The 23,641-nt window shown below is 69.5% G+C and carries 22 protein-coding genes; 10 read left to right on the plus strand and 12 right to left on the minus strand.

Annotated features, from left to right (window positions below):
* Window positions 1-69: 69 nt before the first annotated feature.
* Window positions 70-564 (plus strand): nuclear transport factor 2 family protein, encoded by a 495-nt coding sequence (locus KAH28_RS04755; protein ID WP_290574728.1) that lies wholly within the window; start codon window positions 70-72, stop codon window positions 562-564.
* 9 nt (window positions 565-573) lie between these two features.
* On the opposite strand, the gene KAH28_RS04760 is transcribed toward KAH28_RS04755, so the two are convergent.
* Together KAH28_RS04760 and KAH28_RS04765 are read right to left on the minus strand one after the other, a co-directional pair.
* Window positions 574-738: a hypothetical protein gene (locus tag KAH28_RS04760; protein ID WP_290574730.1), complete on the minus strand. Its 165-nt coding sequence runs from the start codon at window positions 736-738 to the stop codon at window positions 574-576.
* A 516-nt stretch (window positions 739-1,254) separates the two neighbouring features.
* On the minus strand, window positions 1,255-2,466 hold the full coding sequence (locus tag KAH28_RS04765) for a helix-turn-helix transcriptional regulator (RefSeq protein WP_290574732.1): 1,212 nt from the start codon (window positions 2,464-2,466) through the stop codon (window positions 1,255-1,257).
* 236 nt (window positions 2,467-2,702) lie between these two features.
* Here KAH28_RS04765 and KAH28_RS04770 point away from each other — a divergent pair, with 236 nt between their 5' ends.
* On the plus strand, window positions 2,703-3,086 hold the full coding sequence (locus tag KAH28_RS04770) for a steroid Delta-isomerase (RefSeq protein WP_366918129.1): 384 nt from the start codon (window positions 2,703-2,705) through the stop codon (window positions 3,084-3,086).
* Window positions 3,087-3,112: 26 nt separating this feature from the next.
* On the opposite strand, the gene KAH28_RS04775 is transcribed toward KAH28_RS04770, so the two are convergent.
* Window positions 3,113-4,222: a Rieske 2Fe-2S domain-containing protein gene (locus KAH28_RS04775; protein ID WP_290574736.1), complete on the minus strand. Its 1,110-nt coding sequence runs from the start codon at window positions 4,220-4,222 to the stop codon at window positions 3,113-3,115.
* 151 nt (window positions 4,223-4,373) lie between these two features.
* Between KAH28_RS04775 and KAH28_RS04780 the strand changes: the two genes are divergently transcribed.
* The 7 genes from KAH28_RS04780 to KAH28_RS04810 all read left to right on the plus strand — a co-directional run bounded on the left by KAH28_RS04780 (window position 4,374) and on the right by KAH28_RS04810 (window position 12,348).
* Window positions 4,374-5,639 (plus strand): flavin-dependent monooxygenase, encoded by a 1,266-nt coding sequence (locus tag KAH28_RS04780; protein ID WP_290574738.1) that lies wholly within the window; start codon window positions 4,374-4,376, stop codon window positions 5,637-5,639.
* A gap of 13 nt (window positions 5,640-5,652) precedes the next feature.
* Window positions 5,653-7,383 (plus strand): FAD-dependent oxidoreductase, encoded by a 1,731-nt coding sequence (locus tag KAH28_RS04785; RefSeq protein ID WP_290574740.1) that lies wholly within the window; start codon window positions 5,653-5,655, stop codon window positions 7,381-7,383.
* Between the two features lie 69 nt (window positions 7,384-7,452).
* Window positions 7,453-8,208, plus strand: a complete 756-nt coding sequence (locus KAH28_RS04790) for an SDR family oxidoreductase (protein WP_290574742.1) — start codon at window positions 7,453-7,455, stop codon at window positions 8,206-8,208.
* Window positions 8,209-8,235: 27 nt separating this feature from the next.
* On the plus strand, window positions 8,236-9,474 hold the full coding sequence (locus KAH28_RS04795; RefSeq protein WP_290574743.1) for an NADH:flavin oxidoreductase: 1,239 nt from the start codon (window positions 8,236-8,238) through the stop codon (window positions 9,472-9,474).
* A gap of 2 nt (window positions 9,475-9,476) precedes the next feature.
* Window positions 9,477-10,457: an SDR family NAD(P)-dependent oxidoreductase gene (locus tag KAH28_RS04800; protein ID WP_290574745.1), complete on the plus strand. Its 981-nt coding sequence runs from the start codon at window positions 9,477-9,479 to the stop codon at window positions 10,455-10,457.
* A complete protein-coding gene (locus KAH28_RS04805; RefSeq protein ID WP_290574747.1) occupies window positions 10,454-11,320 on the plus strand; it encodes a DUF1295 domain-containing protein in 867 nt (288 codons plus the stop codon). The genes KAH28_RS04800 and KAH28_RS04805 overlap by 4 nt, the downstream gene beginning before the upstream one ends.
* The gene (locus KAH28_RS04810; protein WP_290574749.1) at window positions 11,320-12,348 is read left to right on the plus strand and encodes a Rieske 2Fe-2S domain-containing protein; all 1,029 of its coding nucleotides are present in this window, start codon (window positions 11,320-11,322) and stop codon (window positions 12,346-12,348) included. The genes KAH28_RS04805 and KAH28_RS04810 overlap by 1 nt, the downstream gene beginning before the upstream one ends.
* Before the next feature lie 6 nt (window positions 12,349-12,354).
* Here KAH28_RS04810 and KAH28_RS04815 read toward each other — a convergent pair whose 3' ends face one another.
* From KAH28_RS04815 to KAH28_RS04825, 3 genes are read right to left on the minus strand one after another with little or no spacing between them, the layout of a single operon-like run.
* On the minus strand, window positions 12,355-13,143 hold the full coding sequence (locus tag KAH28_RS04815) for a glucose 1-dehydrogenase (protein ID WP_290574750.1): 789 nt from the start codon (window positions 13,141-13,143) through the stop codon (window positions 12,355-12,357).
* 39 nt (window positions 13,144-13,182) lie between these two features.
* Window positions 13,183-13,983 carry a nuclear transport factor 2 family protein gene (locus KAH28_RS04820; RefSeq protein ID WP_290574752.1) on the minus strand — a complete coding sequence of 267 codons (801 nt, stop codon included), beginning with the start codon at window positions 13,981-13,983 and terminating at the stop codon, window positions 13,183-13,185.
* Window positions 13,973-14,764: a hypothetical protein gene (locus KAH28_RS04825; protein WP_290574754.1), complete on the minus strand. Its 792-nt coding sequence runs from the start codon at window positions 14,762-14,764 to the stop codon at window positions 13,973-13,975. The genes KAH28_RS04820 and KAH28_RS04825 overlap by 11 nt, the downstream gene beginning before the upstream one ends.
* 236 nt (window positions 14,765-15,000) lie before the next feature.
* Between KAH28_RS04825 and KAH28_RS04830 the strand changes: the two genes are divergently transcribed.
* Window positions 15,001-17,355 (plus strand): TonB-dependent receptor, encoded by a 2,355-nt coding sequence (locus KAH28_RS04830; RefSeq protein WP_290574756.1) that lies wholly within the window; start codon window positions 15,001-15,003, stop codon window positions 17,353-17,355.
* 9 nt (window positions 17,356-17,364) lie between these two features.
* On the opposite strand, the gene KAH28_RS04835 is transcribed toward KAH28_RS04830, so the two are convergent.
* The 6 genes from KAH28_RS04835 to KAH28_RS04860 form a co-directional block, all read right to left on the minus strand.
* Complete coding sequence (locus tag KAH28_RS04835) at window positions 17,365-18,234, minus strand: SDR family NAD(P)-dependent oxidoreductase (protein ID WP_290574758.1); 870 nt, start codon at window positions 18,232-18,234, stop codon at window positions 17,365-17,367.
* Window positions 18,235-18,372: 138 nt separating this feature from the next.
* Window positions 18,373-19,926 (minus strand): FadD3 family acyl-CoA ligase, encoded by a 1,554-nt coding sequence (locus tag KAH28_RS04840; protein WP_290574759.1) that lies wholly within the window; start codon window positions 19,924-19,926, stop codon window positions 18,373-18,375.
* Between the two features lie 11 nt (window positions 19,927-19,937).
* Window positions 19,938-20,969, minus strand: a complete 1,032-nt coding sequence (locus tag KAH28_RS04845; protein WP_290574761.1) for a ferredoxin--NADP reductase — start codon at window positions 20,967-20,969, stop codon at window positions 19,938-19,940.
* 22 nt (window positions 20,970-20,991) lie between these two features.
* Window positions 20,992-21,150 (minus strand): hypothetical protein, encoded by a 159-nt coding sequence (locus KAH28_RS04850; RefSeq protein WP_290574762.1) that lies wholly within the window; start codon window positions 21,148-21,150, stop codon window positions 20,992-20,994.
* 50 nt (window positions 21,151-21,200) lie between these two features.
* Window positions 21,201-22,928 carry an FAD-binding protein gene (locus KAH28_RS04855; RefSeq protein WP_290574763.1) on the minus strand — a complete coding sequence of 576 codons (1,728 nt, stop codon included), beginning with the start codon at window positions 22,926-22,928 and terminating at the stop codon, window positions 21,201-21,203.
* Between the two features lie 78 nt (window positions 22,929-23,006).
* Window positions 23,007-23,465 (minus strand): nuclear transport factor 2 family protein, encoded by a 459-nt coding sequence (locus KAH28_RS04860; protein WP_290574764.1) that lies wholly within the window; start codon window positions 23,463-23,465, stop codon window positions 23,007-23,009.
* Window positions 23,466-23,641 lie beyond the last annotated feature (176 nt).

The following is a 23,641-nucleotide window of genomic DNA, read 5'->3' on the forward strand; positions in this document are numbered from 1 at the left end:
GCGCCGCCTGGCGGCGACGCTCTCCGGACCGGCTCGCGAGGCCGGCGTTCACAGGAGAGGAGACGCTGCATGGCACTGAACCTGGAAGCCATCGAGCTGATCAGGCAGCTCAAGTACCGATACTTCCGCGCCATCGATACCGCGGACATGGAGACGCTGAAGGGCGTGTTCACGGAGGACGCCACCGTCTGCTACGTGGGCGGCACCTATCGCTTCGAAGCCGAAGGACGCGACAACATCCTGCAGGCGCTTGAGTACGCGTTCCACGCCGAGGCCATTGCCTTCCATCACGGCAACCATCCCGAGATCGAGGTGCAGTCCGACACCGAGGCCACCGGTCTCTGGTATCTGCGCGACTGGTTCCTGGATCTGCGCCGCAATATCACCACCGACGGCGCATCCTTCTACCGCGACCGCTACGTCTTCCGGGACGGGCGCTGGCAGATCCGGCACAGCGGCTACGAGCGGGTCTGGGAGATCGTCGAGGAGGTCACCAGGACGCCGAACATCACCGCGCACCACCTTGCCAAGCACGGCAAGAAGCTGCCGCCCGACGCCGAGTAGGGCGTCGCATTAGCAGCGGGTCGTGGCTGCGTCGGTCGCGGTCGCAGCGGCGGACGCCGCCGCTGCGATGTCCGCGGTGCTGGCGCCGGAATCGAAGGACGTGATGCCGGCGAGTGCCAGGACGGCGATGACGAAGGGCCGCGATTGCAGGATCCGGATCAGTGGGGCGGGCATGGTGTGGCTCCCTGCGGTCGGCGTGTCGAGGCCGGGACTATAGGCGCCGTCACCGTCCGGCGGCCACACGCAGAAGGGGGCATCACGACCCCTTCTGTGCGCTGGGTCACTTCCAGGGTGCGAAGGGGGGCGTTCGGTGGCTGTTGCAGGCGTGCGCAGGTGCGCAGCGGTCCCCGAACCCGGCCTTCCAGGGGCCATTCATGGGGCGGTGCTGGGCCGCACTGTGACTTGCCGCTGGCAAGTGGGTCGCTGGGGCTTCGGTCTCGGGATTCCGGGCCTCGTGGTGTCGGCGGGCGGCGAGAAGCGTGCGGTCGTGCGGAGATCGCCGCGGTCACCAAGCTCGGCTCCTGCCTCGCCAAGTGACTCTGCCCGGACGTCCTGTCCGGGCGTTCACCCGCTGCGAAGCGCCGCTGGCGCTTCGGTCGGGTTCACCCTCGCTAAGTGACCCTGCCGGGGCCATCCATGGCCCCGGCGCTGAGCCGCGCTGCGACTTGCCACTGGCAAGTCGGTCGCGGCTCAGCCCAATCGAATGACCGAGTTTAGGAGGAGGCGGACCAGCATGGTCTGGCGGGTGACGCCGGTCTTGCAGAAGATGGAACGGAGGTGGGTGCGGGCGGTGTTGCGACGCACGTTCATTTCCTCAGCGGCTTCGTCGAGCGTCAGGCCCTCGGCCAGCAGCAGCGCCAGGGTTGCCTCCATGCGCGTCAGGCCGAAGAGGCGGCGCACCAGCTCGTGCGAGGGCTGGGCGGCGTTGGCCTCGGGGTCGCGCAGATAGACCACCGCCGCCGGACGGTTGCGGCCTTCGGAATACTCGCCGGCCGGCACGGTCTTGATCAGGACGCCCAGGCTGGCGCGACCGGACGGGCGGGTGACGGCGAGGGCGTCGACCATCGCGGGGGTGTCCTCGGCGCATTCGCCCGAGCAGGCGCGGCGGATGATGCGGTGCAGCTCGCGCTCCTCGGTGGTGCGGTCGAGTCGCAGCGCGTCACGGGTCATCCAGATGCCGTCCTTCTCTCCGAGGATGCGACGCGCTTCCTCGTTGGTCTCGAGGATGTTGCCCTGCTCGTCATAGCTGATGATGCCGAGCAGCATGCGGTTGATGGTGCCCGCGAACAGCTGGCGCTCGGTCTCCAGAAAGTCGAGCCGCGAATGCAGCTGTATCGCGCGCTTGAGGTGCGGCAGCACGAAGCGCACGAGTGCCTTGTCGTCCTCCGAGAAGGGGGCCACCTGGTCGGTGCGCGTGACGCGCAGGCGACACTCGACGCCGTCATCGGTGTAGATGTCGGCCCCCAGCAGGTGCCGCACGCCGAGCGGCCTGAGGTATTCCTTGTAGACCGTGCTGTTGAGCCACTCGCGACCCACCATTTCCTCGGCGGTCACCACTTCGCCTTCCTCGAGCCGCACGAAGGGGTCGATGGAGAAGAAGTGCGTCTCGTAGGACTCGGTGGCCTGCCGGGTCGTCTCGCCGGTGTTGATCATGACGCCGGAATGATCGGACGACGGCGGCCGCAGCATCAGCGTGACGTGCTCGGCGCCGAGCTTGTCCTGCAGCATCTGCAGTGCCTGCTGCCAGGGCGGGGTGGTCAGCGGTCCCTCGTAGAGGGCGCCGACCATGGCATCGAGTTCACGGAAGCGTTCGGTCGTGGTGAGCTGGACCAGTTCGCTGGCCGGCATCTCAGTGCGCGCTTCCGCGCGTGCCTCTGCGAGGCTCGTCTTGGTCAACGGCATGCGAATGATCTCCTCGTGTCATTCCTGCTCTTGTCTCTGGGATGCACGTCGAAACCGCGCGCATCTCCGCCTCTCTGCCGGCATCGTCCCTCATCCCGGGCGTGCTGTCGAGCGTTCGTCGCGGCCTTCGTCCGTCCGGGGGAAGCCGGCGGCACGGCGGAACGCGACGATGCCCTCCGGAGCGCGTGCGGTTGCGGCGCGCGGACACTCGCACGATTCCGGGGGTTGATCTCGACATGGTGGACGAAGCGGGCATGAAGGCGGCCATGCAGGCCTATATCGATGCATTCAATGCGGCGGACCCGGAGGCCATCGCCGCGCTCTACGCGGACGATGCGACGGTGGAGGATCCTGTCGGCAGTGATCGCAAGCATGGGCGGGAGGCGATCCTGGCGTTCTATCGCATGGCCGTTCAGACCGGTGCGCGGCTTTCCCTGGCGGCGCCGATCAGGGCATCGCACGACAACGCGGCCGCAATGGCCTTCGACGTCCATCTCGAGATGCCCACGGGGCAGAGCGTGATCCGCGTCATCGACGTGATGCGGTTCGATGCCGACGGTCGCTTCGCGAGCATGGAGGCCTACTGGGGTCCTTCCGACGTGGCGCCGGCAGCGGGCTGAGCCCGCTGCCGGCGGCGGCGGTTTCCTCAGGCCTCGAATACGTGGGCCATCGCGGGCTTCTCTTCGAGGCCCTGATCGATCTCCACCACGCGCCGCATGCGGCGCTCCGAGGGCACCTTGTCGCTGTCGGTGTAGAACTGCTCGTACCACTCGCGCAGCTGATAGATCGGGCCGTCGCCTTCGCACAGCAGCGGGTTGTCGACGCGCACCTTGTTGTGCCAGATCTCGACGTCCTCCGAGAACGCCTTGCAGGTGAGGTCGACGTACTGCTTGATCATGTCGTTGCAGGCGGCCTCGTCCATGCCGGGGATCTTCTTGACCATGACGCCGAAGCGCAGCTCGAAGCGGTTCTGGTCCACCGGGACGTGGGTGTTCAGCAGGATCGACTCGATCGGCACGCCGTTCGCTTCGCCGAACATGTGGGTGATGTGGTACGCCGGGCCGAAGTAGGTCGCGATGGTGGTCAGATAGCTGTTCGGGCCGCCCAGCCGCTCGTTCTTGCCGACCATGATCTGCGTGGCCTTGTGGCCCTCGAAGATGTTGGCGAAGTAGACGACGTTCTCCGAGCCGTGCACCGGCGTGAAGTGCGTCATGTCGGCCTGGTTGTCGACCAGTTCCCGGCAGTTGGTGCCGATGTCCCACTTGACGATGTGCCACTCGGACCACTCGTCGGAGAACGCCTGATCCATGCGCGGGATGGCCTGCTCGGCGGGCGGTTCGGCGCCCTCCGGGTCGTTCCAGACGAAGAGCAGGTTGTTCTCCTCGCAGGTGTGCCACGAGCGCACGCGGGCCTTAGGCGGAATGCGCTTGCAGTAGGGAATCTCGGTGCACTTGCCGTCGCCGCCCCAGTGCCAGCCGTGGAAGCGGCACACGACAGCGTCGCCCTTGACCTCGCCCAGGCCGAGGTCGGCGCCCATGTGGGGGCACCATGCATCGAGAATGTTGATCTTGCCGCTGGCGCCCTGGAAGGCGACCAGCCGGGTGCCGAAGATGTCCAGCGAATGCGGCTTGCCGTCCTTGTACTCGTCGGCGAGGCCGAGGCAGTGCCAGCCACGCGCGAAGCGCTCCGGCGGTTCGGCAGCCTCGATGCGGTGGGTTGGTGCGTTGCCGGCGGCGGGGCGGATTGCTGTGACCATGGAGAGTTGCTCCGGTTATGCCTTTTCGAGTGTCAGTCTTGGCATTGCCGCGCCCTGCTGCATCACCCATTTGCGTGAGTCGGCAGCGAAGTTGGACAAGCCCGGGACTTAGTCATTTCGGACGATGCTGCACCCCGGCCGGATGGTTGTAATGCAGGGCACATTGCCCCGGTCGCGACTCGTCAGCGCGCCGGCGGACGGCAATCGCAAGCAGGAGAACGCCATGCAGAGCAACGCCCAGAGCGCCGTGACGCCCGTCAGTCCGGAAGTATTGAAGCAGCGTGCACGCGATATCGTGCCGCGCCTCGTCGAGCGCGCCGCACAGGCGGACGAACAGCGCCGCGTCCCCGACGAGACCATCCGCGATCTGCAGGAGGCCGGCCTCTTCCGCGTGCTGCAGCCGAAAGCCTACGGCGGCTACGAGATGGACCCGCAGGTGTTCTACGACATCGCCATGATCCTGTCCGAGGGCTGCATGTCCACGGGCTGGATCTACGGGATCATCGGCGTGCACAACTGGCAGCTCGCGCTGTTCGATCCGCGCGCCGCCGAGGACGTCTGGAAGGAGGACACCGGCACGCTGGTTGCGTCGACCTACATGCCCAAGGGGCAGGTCACGCCGGTCGAGGGCGGCTTCAAGTTCAGCGGGCGGTGGGGCTTCTCGAGCGGCATCGACCACTGCGAGTGGGTGCTGCTCGGCGGCCTCATCTTCAACGAGGGGCAGCCGCCCGAGTACCGCACCTTCCTGGTGCCGCGCTCGGACTTCCGCGTCGAGGACACCTGGCACACCATGGGCCTCAAGGGCACCGGCAGCAACGACATCATCGTCGAGGACGCCTTCGTGCCGGAGTACCGCACCCACAAGGCGGCCGACGGCTTCGCCGGCACCAACCCGGGCGGCGACACCTTCACGTCGCCGCTGTACAAGATCCCGTTCGGCCAGATCTTCGTGCGCGCGGTGTCCTCGGCGGCCATCGGCGCCCTCAGTGGCGCGGTCAACGAATTCCGCAACTGGGCCACCGACTGGACCGGCAACATGGGTTCCAAGACCGCCGAGCAGGCGCCGGCGCAGCTCGCCGTCGCCGAGGCGATGACCACGGTCGACGAGCTCAAGCTGATCCTGCACCGCAACTTCGAGGAGATCCTCGACGGCATCCGGCAGAACAAGCCGGTCAGTGTCGAGCGCCGGCTGCACTTCCGCTACCAGGCGGCGCAGGTGGTCGACCGCTGTGCCGAGCGCGTCTCGCGCCTGATGGCGGCGGCGGGCGGTCGCAGCATCTTCACCGACTTCCCGGTCCAGCGGCACTTCCTCGATATCCATACCGCGCGCGCCCACTACGCCAACAACGCCCACATGTTCGGCAGCAATTTCGGCGGCGTCATGATGGGTCGCGACAACACCGACTTCTTCATCTAGGCGCGGGCCCGTCATGAGCGAAGCGGCGCAGCACTGGGACGGCGAGTACGACGTCATCGTCATCGGCTCGGGTGCCGGCGGGCTCACCGCCGCACTGCGCGCGCGGACCGAGGGGCTTTCCAGCATCGTGCTGGAGAAGTCGGATCGCTACGGGGGCACCAGCGCGGTATCGGGCGGCGGCATCTGGATCCCGTGCAACGACCAGATCGCCGAGATGGGCGAGTCGGATTCGTACGACGAGGCGCTGACCTATCTGCGCCATCTCACCGGTGGCGAGGTGCCGGAGGCCCGCATCGAGGCCTATCTGCGCAACGCCCCCGAGATGGTGCGGGCACTGGCGCGCGAGTCGGACGTGCACTTCCGTTCGGTGCGCAAGTATCCGGACTACTTCCCCGACAAGCCCGGCGGCAAGCCCGGCTTCCGCACCATGGAGCCTGCCGCCTTCGACGCGGCGCGGCTCGGGGACGACTTCGAGGGGCTGCGCGAGCCCTTCGCGGGCACCCAGCTGATGGGGCGCGTGTCGATGGACCAGGTGCAGGCGCACACGCTCTTCACGCGCGGCGCCGGCTGGATCCGCCTGACCCTCGGGATGATGTGGCGCTACTGGACGGATTTCCGCTGGCGCATGCGCACGCGGCGCGACCGGCGGCTGACCCTGGGGCAGGCCCTGGTCGGCGCGCTGCGCGCGGCGCTGCGGCGGCAGGACGTTCCGGTCCAGCTGGGTACCGGTCTGGTGTCGTTGATCGAGGAACAGGGGCGCGTGATCGGTGTCGAGGTCGAGTGCGACGGCACGCGCAAGCGGCTTCGCGCCGCGCAGGCCGTGGTGCTCGCATCCGGCGGTTTCGAGTCGAACCAGGAGATGCGCGAACAGTACCTGCCCAAACCGACCGACGCCGCCTGGACCGCCGCACCGCCGATCAACCACGGTGACGGCATCCGGGCCGGTCTCGCGCTCGGTGCCGGCACGGCCTTCATGGATCTCACCTGGGGCGCACCCACCGTCGACATGCCCGGCGAAGTGCCGCAGCCCGGCCTGTTCGTCGAGCGGGCGCTGCCCGGCTGCCTGATGGTCAACGGCAAGGGCGAGCGCTTCTGCAACGAGGCCGACCCGTATACCGAGGTCATCTACGCGATGTATCGCAACCATCAGCAGAGCGGCTGCTGCGTGCCGGCGTGGATGATCTGCGATGCCACCTTCCGGAAGAAGTATCCCCTCGGGCCGACGCTGCCGGGCAGCATCCAGCCCGATCGCAAGCTGCCCCGGGACTGGTGGGGCAAGGTCATCCATCGCGCCGACTCGCTGGAGGCGCTGGCCGGCGCGATCGGCGTCGATGCCGACGGCCTGGCGCGCTCGGTGGAACGCATCAACCGCTACGCCCGCCAGGGTGTCGACGCGGAGTTCGGCAAGGGCGGCAACGTCTTCGATCGCTATTACAGCGATCCCACCGTCAAGCCCAATCCGTGCCTCGGCCCGGTCGAGAAGGGGCCGTTCTATGCCGTGCGCGTCGACCCCGGCGAGCTCGGCACCAAGGGCGGCCTGCTCACCGACGAGCATGCGCGCGTGCTGCGCGAAGCCGACGGCAAGGCGATCGACGGGCTCTATGCGGTCGGCAACTGCTCGGCGGCGGTGATGGGGCGGACCTATGCCGGGCCCGGTGCCACGCTCGGGCCCGCGATGACCTTCGCCTACATCGCCGCGCACGATATCGCGATGCGGGCGGCCGAGCAGCGTAAAGCAGCCTGACCGCGGCGGGTTCCAGGGATCGGTGCCTCCACCTCGGCACCGGCCCGACAAGATCAACGAGGGGGAGACATGCAGAGGCTGCAGAACAAGGTGGCGCTGGTCACCGGCGCCGGCCAGGGCGTGGGTCAGGGCATCGCGCTGGCGCTCGCCGCCGAAGGTGCGGCGGTGGCGGTCACCGGCCGGACCCGCGCGAAGCTCGACGAGACCGTCGCCGGCATCCACGAGCGCGGCGGATCGGCGCTGGCGGTGGTCTGCGACGTCAAGGACCCCGATGCGCTGGCGGCCGCCGTGGAAACGACGGTGCGCGAGTTGGGCGGGCTCAATATCCTCGTCAACAACGCCCAGGAGGTCCCGCTGGGTGCGCTCGACGACGTCGCGGACGATGCCTTCGATGCCGGCTGGCAGTCGGGTCCGATGGCGACCTTCCGGCTCATGAAGCTGGCCCATCCCTGGCTGCGCGGAGACGGCTGCATCGTCAACCTGGCATCGCCGGCCGCGATGCGCTGGGATGCGGCGGGCTACGGCTGCTACGGCGCCGTCAAGGAAGCCATCCGCCAGCTCACCCGCGCGGCCGCCTGCGAATGGGCCTCCGAGGGCATCCGGACCAATGCCATCCTGCCGCTGGCCAGCTCGCCAGCGATGGCCTGGTGGACGCGCGAGCGCCCCGAGGAGGCCGAGGCCTTCGTCGCCACCGTGCCGATGCAGCGCATCGGCGACTGCGAGCAGGACATCGGCCGTTTCGTGGCGACGCTGTGCTCCGAGGACTGCGCCTACGTCAACGGGCAGAGCATTGCGCTGGACGGTGGTCAGGCCCGCATCGGGTAGGCACCCTTTGAAACCAGGGCAGAAACCATGACGGCCGTCGAGCAGCCCGACGAGGCACGCGCCTTCACGCCGGTGACAGTCGGGCCACTGACCTTGCGCAACCGCTTCATCAAATCCGCGACCAACGAGGGCATGGCGCGTGGCGGCGTGCCCTCGCGGGCGCTGGTGGAGCACCATCGCCGCATCGCCGCCGGCGGCGCCGCCATGACCACGGTCGCCTACTGCGCGGTGACGGCGGACGGCCGCACCTTCGAGGATCAGGTGACCCTCGACGACGCCACCCTTCCGCACCTGCGCGCGCTGACCGATGCGGTGCGTGCGGAGGGCGCCGCCGCCTGCGCGCAGATCACGCACGGCGGCTGCTTCACCTTCCTGCCCGAGCTCTCCACGCGCTATCCGCTGTCGGCATCGGGCGGCTTCAATCCGCCGGGGGCGATCAGCGGGCGCTTCTTCAAGACCGCGATGACCGAGGCCGACATGGACACGGTCGCGGAGGCCTTCGCCGCCGGCGCCCGCCGGGCGCGCGAGGCGGGCTTCGACGCGGTCGAGATCCACATGGGGCACGGCTATCTGCTGAGCCAGTTCCTGTCGCCGGCCTACAACCGCCGCCGGGATGCGTGGGGCGGCAACGCCGAGCGGCGCGCACGCTTCCCGGTCGCGGTGCTGCGCCGGGTGCTCGACGCGGTCGGCGACACCATGGCGGTGACCTGCAAGCTTAGCGTGGTCGAGGGCCACAGGCGCGGCGCGCCGCTGGAGGACGTCATCACCACCGCGCGCGCGCTCGAGGCCGCCGGCGCCCACATGCTGGTGCTGTCCGGCGGCATGAATGTCGAGGCGCCCTGGCAGATCTTCGGCAGCAACATGCCGGCCGCGGCGGTGACCAGCATCCAGAACCCGGTGGTGCGCGTGGCGACGCGCCTGATGCGGCTGTGGGAGCCCCGGGTCGCCTTCGAGGAGCTCTATCTGCGGCCCTACTCGCAGCAGGTCCGCGGCGCGGTCACGATGCCGCTGGCCTATCTCGGCGGTGCCAAGTCCATGGACGGCGTGGGCAGTGTCATGGCCGACGGCTTCGACTGCGTCGTCATGGGCCGGGCGCTGATCCACGACGCGCAGCTGGTGCGGCGCTTCGAGCGTGGCGAGACGCGCGTATCCGGCTGCACGGCCTGCAACGAGTGCGTGGTGACCATGTACGGTCCGGGCGGCACGCACTGCGTGCTCACCGGCAGCGGCGATCCCGACGCCAACAGCCGCCCGGCGGCGGGCTGATCATGCGCCGGGATCAGGACATCGCGGTCTGGGCGCAGGCGAATCTCCGCACGCTGGATGGTGGTCGCGCCGTGGTCACCGGCGGGGGCAGTGGCATCGGGCTGGCCGTGTCGCGCGGCCTCGCCGCGCTCGGCGCGCATGTCGTCATCGCCGATCGCGATGCCGCGGCGGGCGAGGCGGCCGCGGGCGCCATCAATGCGCTCGGCGGCGACGGCAGTGCGAGCTTCCGGGCCGTCGATCTGGCCGAACCCGAGGCGGTGTCGACCTGCGCGGCGGCACTGGGCGATGCCCCGGTCGACATCCTCGTCAACAACGCCGGCATCCTGCCGCCGCTGCGACGCCGCACCACAGCGCGCGGTGACGAGCTCGCCTTCGCGATCAGCGTGCTGGGGCATTTCGCGCTGACCGCATCGCTGCTGCCGGCGCTCGGCGCAGCGCACGCGCCGCGCGTGGTGTGGCTGTCGAGCCTGGTGCACCGGCGCGGCCGCATCGATCTCGACGACCTCGACGGCGCCCGGAACTACGAAGCCCAGAACGCCTACAACCAGGCCAAGATCGCCAGCCTGATGCTGGCCATGGAGATGGACCGGCGCGGGCGCGAGCGCGGCAGCCACATCGCATCGCTGGCCGCGCATCCCGGGGTGGCGCGCACCGCCATCGGTCACAGCCGTGATGGCCAGGCGCGCGTCGGCCTGCACGATCACCTCACCGATCTCGCCTTTCACGGCGTCATGCGCCTGATGGGCCAGCCGGCCGATGTCGCGTCGCGTCCGGTGCTCCGGGCGGCGGCCGACCGATCCATGGCGGGCGGCAGCTTCTTCGGTCCCGGCGGGTTCGGCGAGATGCGCGGTGCGTCGCGTCTGCTCACGCCGACGCCGGTGGCGCGCGATGCCTCGGCGCGCGCCTGCCTGTGGGCGTACTGCGAGCGCCGCACCGGCCACACATTTCCGTGGCGGGCACACGACAGGGGAGCAGCAGCATGACGGAACGGGGGCGTGCATTGGCGCTGGTGTGGTGGGCCTATGCGGTCGCGATCGCGGCCGGCGCGGTGGTGCTGTGGCTGGTGCCCGGCGCGCCGCTCTGGCGGGCCCTGGTGGCGGACATCGTCGCGACGGTGGTGATCTTCGGCTTCAGTCGTGCCTACCGGAATTCGAGCTTCTACGATGCCTACTGGAGCGTGATCCCGCCGCTGCTCGGCGCCTACTGGTGGTGGGCCGCCGGTGCTCCCGTCGACGCGCGCGCGCTGCTCGCGATGGCGCTGGTGATGTTCTGGGCGGTGCGCCTGACCTGGAACTGGGCGCATCATTGGCAGGGGCTCGGCCACGAGGACTGGCGCTATCCGATGGTGCGCGAGGCCAAACCCCGCATGGCGCTGTTCACCGATTTCTTCGGCATCCACTTCTTCCCGACCGTGCAGGTCTTCCTGGGCTGTCTGCCGCTCTATGCCGCGGTCACCTACAGCCGCCCGCTGGGATGGCTCGACGCGGTGGCGGCGGCGGTGACCTTCGGCGCCGTGGTCATCGAAATGGTCGCCGACCTGCAGCTGCGCGGCTTCCTCAAGCGGGCCCGGCCCGGCGAGGTCATCCGCACCGGCCTTTGGGGCTGGTCGCGCCATCCCAACTACTTCGGCGAGATCAGCTTCTGGGGCGGGCTCGCGCTGTTCGGTCTGGCGGCGCATCCGGCCGGCTGGTGGTGGCAGATCATCGGCGTCATCGCCATGCTGCTGATGTTCGTGCTGGCCAGCATCCCGATGATGGAGAAGCGCAGCCTCGAGCGCCGGCCCGCCTACGCGCAGCTGATGCGCGAGGTGTCGATGCTGGTGCCGCTGCCGCCGAGGCGCGGCTGATGGACCACCCGCTCGCGGTGCGCACCGAGCCGCCGAAGCGGGTGCCGGCCGGCTGGTACACGGTCGCGGCCGCTGCCGCGCTGGCCCCGGGCGGGCTGCAGGCGGCCCGCATCGCGGGCATCGATCTGGTGGTCTACCGGACCGCCGACGGGGTTGTGCACTGCGTGCACGATCGCTGCCCGCATCTCGGCGGTCGCTTCACGAAGGGCGGTCGGGTCGAGGACGGTCTGCTGGTCTGTCCGGTGCATCATTTCGCCTATGACCGCGACGGCGCCTGCCGGCGCACCGGCTACGGCGGCGTCGCGCCGCGGGCCTGCACGCAGCCGTGGCGCTGTCTGGAGCGCAACGGGCTGGTCATGGTCTGGTACCACCCCGGGAATGCCGCGCCCGACTGGGAGCCGGAGGCGCTCGACGCCAGCGGTCATCTCGGCCTGCGCATTTGGCGCGACCCGGTGGCGGCCCCGGCGCAGCTCATCATGGAAGGCATCGCCGATCAGGGCCACCTGCGGACCGTGCACGGCTACGACGAGGTGGCGCGCACCGCAGCGTTCGACACGGCCGGCCCCGCCCTGCGCACGGCCTATCGCTTCGACAACCCGACGCATCCGCCGCGCTGGCTGCCCGCAGCGTTGCGCCGGCGTCTGCAGGGCAGGCAGGAAGTGCGCTTCGACTACTGCGCCTGGGGCCTGGGCTATTCGGTGACCGATGTCGAGATTCCGGCGCTGGGGCTGGGCATGCGCACTTTCGTCAACCCCGCGCCGGTCGCGCCCGACCGCTGCGATCTGTGGCACGGCATGGCGCTGCGGCGGATCGGCGATCCGGGCCGCATCAGCGCAGCGCTGAAACCGCTGCCGCGCGGCCTCGTCGAGAGGCTGATGCAGGCAGTGCTGCGTCGCGGCTATCTCAAGGACATCCACGACGACGTGCGGCTCTGGGAGAACCTGACGCCGGTCGCGCGTCCGGCGCTGGCGCCCGGCGACGGACCGGTCGCCGCGCACCGGCGCTGGGCGGCGCAGTTCTACGGCTGAGCGACGCTACTCGACGCCTGGCGCGCCGGGGAAGCCGACGTAGTACTGCCCGGTGAGCATGCCGCCGTCGACGGCAATCTCGGAGCCGCACAGGTAGGACGCCGCGTCGCTCGCCAGGAAGGCGCTGACGCGGGCGACCTCGTCGGGGTCGCCGACGCGCTGCAGCGGCACCATGGTGTAGCGCTTGTTGACGTCGTCGCGGTTCTCGGCGAAGGGGTTGCCCATGCTGGTGTCGACGCCGCCGGGGTGAACCGAGTTCACGCGCACGCCGCGGTGGCCGTACTCCATCGCCGCGACGCGCGTCAGGCCGCGGATGCCCCACTTGCTGGAGCAGTAGGCTCCGAGCCCGTTGGCGCCCTTCATGCCGTCGGCCGAGGAGATGTTCACGATCGATCCCGAGCCGCGCTCCAGCATGTGCGCGCCGATGATGCGCACCCCCAGGAAGGTGCCCTCGAGATTGATGCCCAGCACCCGCCGGTAGTCGTCCAGGCTCGTCTCCTGCAGCGTACGGAACAGCAGCACGCCGGCGTTGTTGACGAGCGCATCGATGCGGCCGAAGGCCGCGATCGCTTCGTCGCGGGCCGCGGCCCAGTCGGCCTCGCTGCTGACGTCGAGGTGCCGGAAGCGCACCGCATCGCCGAGCTCGGCCGCGAGCGCGGCACCGTCCTCGTCGAGGACATCGCCGAACAGCACCTTCGCGCCGTCGGCAACGAAGCGCCGGACCGTTGCCGCGCCCATGCCGCGCGCGCCGCCGGTGACCAGCGCCACCTTGCCTTCGAGTGCCTTGTCGCTCATTGCGTCTCCCTGTCGTGGTCGTGCCCGCTTCGGGGCCGTTCAGAAATGGAACCGAAGCCGCTCGATGCGGCGGCGACGGTCGAGCGTGAACAGCGCCAGGCCGGGGTGCCCGTCGCGTTCCAGCGAGGCGGTGACGTGCCGTCCGGCCGCGATCAGCTTGTGCCACTGCAGGTTCCCGGCGCTGGCACAGAGATGGTCGAGCGCGACATCCCGCCGGCCGGGCTCTCTCAGCACCACGTCGGTGGCGAGGAGCGCCGCGGCATCGCTGCGCGAGCCGGCGCGGATGGCATGCAGGAATCGCGTGGCCACACGTGTGCCGCGCGTTCCGACGCCGCGGAACCCGCGCATGAAACCGAGCACGCCGCCCAGACCCTGGCAGGCGAGCATGTGCGTGGACAGGCGCGCGTGCGTGATCCAGCCGCGCGGACCGGCGCGCAGGCTCTGGCCGACCATGCGGCGCAGCTCCCAGTGCGCGTCCAGGCGGCGCACGCGCAGCGCGCCGTCGTCGGCAGCGGCCGTCAGTCGGTAGCGGATGTGGGCAGGCACGACCACCGCAAGGCCGGTGCCCATGCGGGTGTGGATGACGACGTCGCGGAACACGACATCGTCGCAGGCGCCTTCCGCCAGCACTTCGAAGTGGATGTCGTTGGGGGCGATGAAGGTGTCGTAGAAGCGCGCGATGGCGGAATGGCCGGCGTGACCGCGCGACCCTACCGGGTCGTGCACCTCGGCGTCGTCCGCGAACAGGCCCAGCCAGGCCGCCTTGTCGTGCGCGGCCACCGCTTCCGGTGATGCGCGCACGCAGGCCAGCATGGCCTCGGCCGGCCAGTCAGACGACATAGGGGATCAGCGCCCGCCGCTCGGGGGGATAGTCGGGGAACTGCTCGCGGTACCAGCGGTGCGTGGCCAGTGCGCGCGGTACCAGGTTCGACGCCGATATCAGCAGGATCATGACGCCGGGCAGGCCCCAGGTCAGGACCGCGAAACCGGTCCAGGCAATGATCTCGCCGAGATACTGCGGGCTCGACACCAGGCGGAAGCCCCAGCCGTGGGGAATGCGGTAGCGCGGGGCGTCAGGGGCGGGGTTCGGGTCGCGCAGGTGCCGCATGACCGATTCCGAGGTCAGGATCAGGAAGAGGCCGAGCGCGTAGATCGCCAGCCCGATCAGGAAGCGCGGATCGCTCAGCCACCGAGGCGTCAGGTGGTCGCCGTACTCGGTGAACCAGAGCGCATGCAGGTAGCCGTGGATGCCGGTGACGAACATTCCCATCGCCATCACCATCAGGCTGAAGCTGCTGCGCGCGCCGGGCGCGGCACGGATCGCCAGCGGGAAGAACCAGCCCCGGTTGCCGTAGTGGAGGATCCAGATGCCGGCCAGCACCAGCGTGGTCACCGTCCAGCCGTCGGCATCGCTTCCCAGGAAGAACCAGAGGAAGGCGACGGTGGCCGGAATCTCCATCAGCCACCAGCCCAGCTTCGGGTGCAGGTTGATGCCGGAGCCCTGCGCAAAGCGACCGTACGGTGCCGGCACGAAGATGCTGCCCAGCAGGGTGACGATGGCGAAGGCCAGGCCGATGGCCAGCACCGTGTCGAATACCGGATCCCCCGTGTACCAGCTCATGGCCGTGCCCCCTCGTGCGCGGTTGATGGCGGCTCGTCATGGGCGCGCCTTCGGAATGGTGGGGCGATGGTGCGACGCCGGCCGGGCAGCGGCCTCATGCGAATGCATGACCCGGTGCTCCGCGGAGCGCGGGTCATCCGATCGGGTGAGGCGAGGGCGGGGGGCTGCCGGCACGGTCGATGATGGAAGGTGCCGGACGGCGCCATGCCCACGACTAGAACGACGAGGTGGAGACGATGACACGCTATCGGGTGACCGGATCGGCGACCCCTTCCGGTGGTTTTCTGCGCACGCTCATGTCCGGCCTTGCCGGCGGCGCGCTGCTTTTCGGCGGGGCGGCTGCCGCCCAGGATGATGCGACCGGCGACGAGAGCGGCGCCAGGCAGCAGCGCGCCATCGAGGAGATCGTGGTAACCGCCCAGCGCCGCGAGCAGGCGCTGGAGGACGTGCCGATCGCGGTGAGCGGTCTCAATGCCGACGAGCTGCAGAGCCGCGGCATCGAGAACATCGGGCAGATGGATGCGGTGGCGCCGGGCCTGCAGATCAGCAAGACGCCCAGCAACACCACCATCTCGCAGATCTCCATACGCGGCATCACGCAGATCAACCCGGCGATCTACTGGGATCCCGCGGTCGGGGTGTATCTGGACGGGGTCTACATCGGCAAGTCGCAGGGCTCGATCTTCGACCTGGTCAACCTCGAATCGGTCGAGGTGCTGCGCGGTCCGCAGGGCACGCTCTATGGCCGCAACACGCTGGCCGGCGCCATCAACCTGCGCACGCAGGCGCCGCAGGGCGTGTTCTCCGGCCGCGGATCGCTGGAGGTGGGCAACTACGATTCGATGGTCCAGAAGGTGAATCTCTCCCTCCCCGAGATGGCCGGCCTGCGCATCGCCATCGGCGCGCGCATGGAGCGGCGCGACGGCTGGATCGACACCACGCGGGCGAGCTCGGTCGAGACCTTCAACGATCGCAACAACGACGGCATGCGGCTGGCGGTCGACTACGACGTGACGCCGGACCTGTTGCTCGAGTACCGCTTCGACCGGTCCTACGTCGATCAGACCAACAACTTCACGCAGCTCCATCGGGTGAGTGCCGAGTTCCCGGCATTCAGCCCGGGGGCACCCTTCGAGGCGCTGCCCTCCTTCGCCTCGCGCGAGCGCCAGGAGTCGGCAGCCGTCAATGCGCCGAGCTACGAGGTCGCCGAGATCGGCGGGCATTCGCTGACGCTGACCTGGGACGTGCTCGACGACTTCTCCATCAAGTCCATCACCGGCTACCGCAGCATGGACTGGCGCGACTCCCTCGACCTCGACGGATCGCCGCTGCCGGTGGCGCTGACCCAGCGCTTCACCGACTACGACCAGATCTCGCAGGACATCCAGTTCCTCGGCCGGGTCGGCATCGTCGAGTTCGTCGGCGGCCTGTACTACTTCGGCGACGACGGCGAGACCGAGAACCCGCAGGAGTTCTTCGGCGGGGCGCAGGTCTTCGACTCGCAGTACGCCACGCGCACCGACGCCTGGGCCGGTTACGGCCAGCTCGACTTCCTGCTCACCGATGCCGTCACCGCCACCCTCGGTGCGCGCTACACCCGGGAAACCAAGGAGCTCGATCGCCGCTTCGGCGTTGCGGGCAGCCCGGGGGGTGACTTCCTCTACCTGATCCCGGAAGGCACCAGCGCCGAGGAGACCTTCAGCGACACCACACCGGTGGCCGCACTGAACTGGCGCGTCACCGAGCGCTTCAGCACCTATCTGCGCTACGCGGAGGGCTTCAAGAGCGGAGGCTTCAACGGCGAGTTCAGCCAGCCGCCCACCGGCGCCGAGGGCGAGGACATCGCCGAACTCATCGCGCTGAACATCGCCGAGACCAAGACCCCGTTCAAGCCCGAGAAGCAGCGCAGCTACGAGGCCGGCTTCAAGAGCCGCTTCGACCGCCTGCGCCTGAGCGGCGCGGTCTTCCACAACGAGCTCGAGGATCTGCAGACCTCGATCTTCCTGGGCAGCGGCGCGGCGGCCACGGTGATCCGCAACGCCGGCGAGGCCACCATCGACGGCTTCGAGCTGGAAGGCCAGTGGCTGATCGGCGATTTCGCGACCTTCAGCTTCAACTACACCTTCCTCGACGCCGACTACGACGAATACATCGACGCCGGTGTCGACCAGGCCGACAACCGCGCCTTCGTGCACGCGCCGGACCACGCCTTCAATATCGTGCTGGACAGCGATATCCATCAGTTCGACTTCGGCGTGCTGCGCGCCACCGTCGACTACTCCTGGACCGACGCCTTCTTCACCTACCCGTACCAGCTCAGCGGACCGGGCGAGCCGGGCTACAACCCGGCTGCCCAGGTTGCCGAGAACTCGGAGGTGGAGGCCCACGGCATTCTCAACGCCCGCCTGTCGATGGCCGAGCTGCCGCTGGGCAACGGGGCATTCGGCGAGGTCGCGCTGTGGGTGCGCAACGCCCTCGACGAGGACGCCGCCACCAACTTCATCGACTTCGGGCCCGGCTTCGGCGGGCTGACCATCGCCAACTTCCGCGAGCCGCGGACCTTCGGCGTGGTCGGCGTGGTGCGCTGGTAGCCGGTCGCGCTACTGGACGATGGCTGGGTGCGCCTGCACGGGCGCACCCAGCATCTCGCGATGCGACGGCGGCTGGCGGCCGTCGGTCTCGCTGAGCCCGTACTCCTGCGCCAGCTCGGCGCCGATCAGCGTCTGCCCGCTGCGTTCCATGCGTTTCGGGTCGCGGTAGAGCGCGGCGACGAGGTGTCCGGTGAACTCCGGCGTCTCGGCGATATCCCAGAAGCCGGCGTACTTGTCGGGATCCTGTGCCATCACCCGGCGTGTGCGGTCGGTCTGCAGCATGCCCATCCAGATCGACGCGGTGGCGACATCGTGCTCGCGCAGGTCGACCGCCATGTCGGCGGCGAACTTGTCGACGGCGACCTTCTGCGCGCCGTAGGCCGGTCCGTGCATGTAGCAGCGCGCCCCGAATGACGACGTGAACACCATCAGGCCGCCGCCGCGGGCAACCAGCAGTGGCGCCGCGAACCAGCTCGCCACGTAGGACGAGCGCAGCCCGACGTCGAAGATGCGCGTCATGTCCAGCGGCTTCTCCCAGAAGCCGCCCGGCTCGATGAGCTGGTCGTGGACGAAGGTGGCGTTGTTGACCAGGATATCCAGCCCGCCCTGCTCGGCCTTCACCCGTTCGAACAGCGCTTCCACCTGGGCGTCATCGGCGTGGTCGCAGGCCACCGCGACGCCGGTGCCACCGGCGTCGGTCACGGCCTCGGCGGTGGCGCCGATGGTGCCGGGCAGGGCGGCGTCCCCCTCGTTCAGCGAGCGGCCGGTCACGTAGACCGTGGCGCCATGGCTGCCGAGCGCAATCGCGATGCCCTTGCCGGCCCCGCGCGAGGCGCCGGTGACCACTGCCACCACGCCTTCAAGCTGCTTGTCGCTCATCGCTCCTCCTTAGGTTGTTGGAACCACAGATTTCACAGATTCAGGGGATTCTTGCTGGTGGCGCTGACTCCGTCAGCGCCACCAGAACCGGAAAAGAATCTGTGGAAATCTGTGCAATCTGTGGTTCAAAGCTGTGCTTCAGGATTCCTTCCCACGCAATTCGTACTTCAGCACCTTGCCCGAGGCGTTGGTGGGCAGTGATTCGCGCAGCTCGAGATGGCGCGGCACCTTGTAGTTGGCCATCCGGTCCCGGCACCACTCGCGGAACGCGGCCTCGTCGAGCTGCTGGCCGCTGCGCGGCACGACATAGGCCTTGCCGACCTCGCCCATGCGCGCATCGGGAACACCGACGACGGCGACCTGACTCACCGCCGGATGGGCGGCGACGAGGCGCTCGATCTCGGCCGGGTAGCAGTTGAAGCCGCCGCAGATGTACATGTCCTTGAGGCGGTCGGTGATCTTCAGATAGCCGTTGTCGTCGATGCTGCCGATGTCGCCGGTGTGCAGCCAGCCGGCCGCATCGATCGCCTTGTGGGTGGCCGTGGCGTCGTCGAGGTAGCCCTGCATGACGTTGTAGCCGCGCACCACGACCTCGCCGGTCTCGTTCGGGCCCAGCAGCTTGCCGGTGTCGTCCATGCAGCGCAGATCGATGGCGGGCAGGGCGCGCCCCACCGTGTTGACGATGGTCTCGGCGTCGTCGTCGGCGTCGCACAGCGTGACGATGCCGCAGGTCTCGGTGAGCCCGTAACCGGTCAGCACGATCTCGAAGCCGAGCTCGGCGCGGATGCGCTCGATCAGGCTGGGGGCTACCGCGGCCGCGCCGGTGATGGTCGCGCGCAGGCTGGACAGGTCGCGGCTGGCGCGGTCGGGGTCGTCGAGCAGGCTGACGAAGAGGGTGGGTGGGCCCGGCAGGACCGAGATGCGGTCCCGGCCGATGCGCTCCATGACGGTGGCGGCATCGAACACCGCCTGCGGATAGACCGCCATGCCGTGCATGAGCCCGGCCAGCCAGCCGACCTTGTAGCCGAAGGCGTGGAAGAAGGGATTGACGACGAGGTAGCGGTCGTCCGCCTTCAGCCCCATGCAGCGCGACCATTCGGCGATCACGCGCAGATTCTGCCCGTGGCAGGTCACCACGCCCTTGGGCAGACCGGTGGTACCGGACGTGAACATGATGTCCATGACGCTGTCCGCGGTCACCGATGCCGCGCGCGTCTTCACCTCGGTCTCGTGGGCCCAGGGCGCCTGATCGAGGAAGGCGTCCCATCCGGTATCGCTCGCGCGGGCATCGTGGAGGATGACGATGTCTTCCAGGGTGTCGGGGCGATCGTCGCCGAGCAGGCCCGGATAGTGGGTGCCCAGGAAGTCGCCGGCGCAGAACATCAGGCGTGCGCCGCTGCGCGCCAGGATGTAGCCCGCCTCCTTGCCGCGCATGCGGGTATTGATCGGCACCAGCGCTGCGCCCGCGCTGTGGATGGCCAGCGCCGCCATCACCCACTGCACCGTGTTGGGCGCCCAGATGGCGACGCGATCGCCGGGCTGGATGCCACGCGCGATCAGCGCGCCCGCCGCGCGCTTGCGGATGGCATCGAGCTCGCTGTAGGTGGTCGCGCGACCCTGCTCGTCGACCAGGGCCGGCCTGTTGCCGTAGCGGCGCACCGCATCGGCGAAGACCTCCGGTGTGGTGTGCATGACGCGTTCCTCTATTCGGGATAGCGAATGGTGAGCCGCGGCGACGTCGGGAGTGCCTGGCACGACAGGATCCAGCCGTCGGCAAGGTCCTGCTCGTCGAGCACCACGTTGTGCCGGTGATCGATGCTGCCTTCCTCGAGGCGGCACATGCAGGCACCGCAGGCGCCGCTGCGGCACGAGTGCGGTGCCTCGACGCCGGCGGCCTCCAGGGCATCGAGCAGCGGCTGGCCGCTGCGCGCGGTGGCCTCGACCGTGCCGCCGTCGATGTGCACGGTCAGCGGCATGGTGGTGGCGCCGGCATCGGGCTCGGGTGCGGCCAGTGCATCGGCATCGTCGGGCAGCGACACGAAGCGCTCGACGTGGACCCGCGCGCGCGGCACCCCCATGCCGTGGAGCGCCGCGACGGCGGTATCCATGAAGGGGCCCGGTCCGCACACGAAGCAGTCCGCCCGCTCCCAGCCGCGGGCCAGCATGGTCAGCTGGGTCTCGCTGGGGTGGCCCTGCACGTTGTCGAGCCAGTGGATGATCTCCAGCCGGTCGGCGTGCTCCCGGGCGAGCGCGGCGAGCGCATCACGGAAGATGATGGCGTCGCTGTCGCGGTTGGCGTAGATCAGCCGTACGTGCCCACGACCGGCCGTCATCACCGAGCGCAGGATCGAGTACACCGGCGTGATGCCGCTGCCGCCCGCGAACATGAGGAGATCCGCGTCCAGGGTGCGCGGGACGAAGACGCCGGCCGGCGCCGCGACCTCGACGCTGTCGCCGGCGGCCAGGTGGTCGCAGATCCAGTTCGAGGCGCGGCCGTCGGCCACACGCTTGACGGTCACCCGCAGCATCTCGCCGGCGAACGGGTTCGACGACAGCGAGTAGCAGCGCGGCAGCTTGCGGTCCTCGTGCGGGACATGAAGCTGCAGATGCTGGCCGGGCTTGTAGGCAAAGGTATCGAGCAGCTGCTCGGGCACCGAGAAGGTGATCGAGTGCGCGTCCGCGGTTTCGGCGGTGACGTCCTCGACGGTGATGCGGTGGTACTGCGGTGCGGTCATGGCGCGGTAGCGTGCGTGATGGTCATTCGCCCCGGATGCGGCCGCCGTTGCGGGCGTGCGGCGCGGGCCCGTCGACGAAACGGTCGGCTTCCGGTGCGGGAGTGGGCGCCCTGGCTGCGGTATCGACCGGCGCTCCGGGTGCGGCGATCGCGATGGCGACGCTGTCGTTGGGCCTGTCCATGGCGGTGCGTGTCCTGTCGGTCGGTGGCTGTGCGGTAGACGCGGACGCGACTAGGCGGTCGCGACATCGTCCGCGTGCCCGCCGGGCGCCGGCACGGCATCCCGTGGCGCGGCCTGCACGCCGCCCGCCATGGCCGCGCCGGCCCGGCGACCGGACCAGAGACAGTCGGCCAGCGACAGCCCGCTGACGTAGCCGTTCGATGCCAGGCCGACCGCTGCGCGGCCCGCGGCGTAGAGGCCGGGAATGGGGGCGTCGTCCGCATCGAGCACCGCGCCGGTCTGCTCGTCGACGCGCAGACCGCCGAGCGTGATGGTCGGCAGCGGGAACACCGGGCTGGTGGCCGAGATATCGATGGCGTAGAACGGGCCCTCGGTCAGCGCGTGGCGCGTGCTCTCGGACTTGCCCAGCGGGTCCGGTCGCTGCTGCGCGATGGCATCGTTCATCGCCGCCACTGCGCCCTCGACATTGGCCGCCGGCAGGCGCAGCTTTCGGGCCAGTGCGGTGATCGACCGTGCCCGCGGGGCGAACAGCATCATGATCAGCGAGGGCACGCTCTGGAAGGCGCGCAGCTTGCCGAACAGTGCCTCGCGGGTGGCCTGCCGGCGCAGCTCGCGGTCCAGGATCAGCCAGGCGCGACCGTCGTGCTGCTCGCACATGATGACGCCGAGGCGGGCGCCATAGACCTCCTCGTTGCAGAAGCGCCGGCCCTGCGTGTCCACGATCAGGCCCTTCGGCCAGGGCGAGGGCGGGTTGATGAAGCGCCACGCCGATGCCTTGTGCAGCCGCGCCGTATCGCCGCCGGCCGACATGCCCAGGCGGATGCCGCTGCCGTCGCAGCCGGTGGCGCCGAGGCGCAGATTGGCGCCGTAGGCGGGGGCATGCTCGGCCACCATGGCGCGATTGAACACGAAGCCGCCGGTGGTCAGCACGACGCCGTTGCGGGCGCGCACGCGCACCGTGCGGGCGTGCTCGCGCTCGATGGCGCAGGCGCGGGCCCGGAGACGATCGGCAAGCCCGCCCGCCACGTTGTGCAGGCGGCCGGCCCAGCGCGCCAGTCGCGCGTGCCGGCGCGCCGCGCGCGAGCCGGGGGGCAGGCGTGCGACCTCGGCCCCGAGGATGGCGCCGGTGGCGCGCTCGCGCACCAGGCGGCGCACGGCAGTCTGCGCGCTCACCGCGATGCCCCGGGCAGCGACCGCCTCGCGCAGCGCCGCGAACAGCCCGTAGCCCGACATGCCGGGTACCGCGGTGCGATGGCCGCGCGGCGCCGGCGGCGCGATCGCCGCCACCTCGGGCACCTTCTCGTTGCCGGAGTAGTACAGATAGACGCCGTCGCGCGGGTAGGAGGTCTTGGGCGGATCGCTCTCGCCGGCGAAGGGGACGCCCAGCGATTCCAGCCAGTCGAGCATGCCGCGGCTGTCGTCGCAGAAGCGCTGCAGGGTAGCGGGGGAGACCGCATCGCCGACCTCGGTGGCGAGATAGGCGCGCATGGCCTCCGGCGTGTCGTCGAAGCCGGAATCGCGCTGATGGCGCGTGCCGCCGCCGAGGTAGACGACCCCGCCGCTGATGGTGGTGGCGCCGCCGCCTTCGAAGCGCTCGCAGATCAGGACCCGGGCGCCGGCATCGTGCGCGCTGATCGCGCTCGCCGCGCCGGCGGCACCGAAGCCGGTCACCAGCACGTCGCACTCCTCGTCCCAGCCGCCGTCGACCGCATCGACTTCCAGGGGCGCGGAGACGGCGAGCGTGCCGTCCCGGGGCTGCGCGTCGGCGTCAGTGGCCATGGGCGTATCGGGTCCGCGTTGCTTGGCTGGTATGGCGCATTATTCGGATCGCCGCGGCAGCGGCTTCGTCCGGAATGACTAGCTTGCCTGGGTGCCGGTGTTCATCGGCGCCGGCACGTTGTGGTCGAAGCATTTCTCCTCGATCCGGCGGGTGATGCGCCAGCCCTCGGGCGTGCGCAGCCAGTCGTCGATGTACCAGAGGCCGAGGAACATGGTCTGCTGAACACCGCCGGCGAGCTCGACGGTCATCGGGTTGAAGCAGGCGGTGCGGGAGTGCGCCGAGTCGCCGTCGATGGTAGCGGCGATGTTGCCGAGGAGGTGGTAGTACGCCGGGAAGCGGGGCAGCACATCGGCGAGCCAGGGGCGCACCTCGGCATAGCTGCCGGCCATGCCGCCCATCGCGGTGTAGTCGATGCGGGCATCGGGCGTGAACACGGCGTCGAGGGCATCGAAGTCGCGGGTGTCGATGGCGTTGACGTACCGCACCAGCACCGTCTCGATCTCGAGTCGGTCCGACATCGCCTGCTGGCTTAGCATGGTGCTCTCCCGTGGATGACTGATCCCCGCAGGCTAGTCGCGACGCCAGTTCGTGCGCCCCGTCCGCCCGGACGAGCGTTGCTATACAACTTGATCGAAAGTGTAAAGCCGTTATAGTCGCGCTTGGCATCACGTTGCGGCGGTCGGCGCCGCGAGTTCGGGGAGAGCAATGACCT

This window comes from Algiphilus sp. (genome assembly GCF_023145115.1).
GTDB lineage: Bacteria > Pseudomonadota > Gammaproteobacteria > Nevskiales > Nevskiaceae > Algiphilus.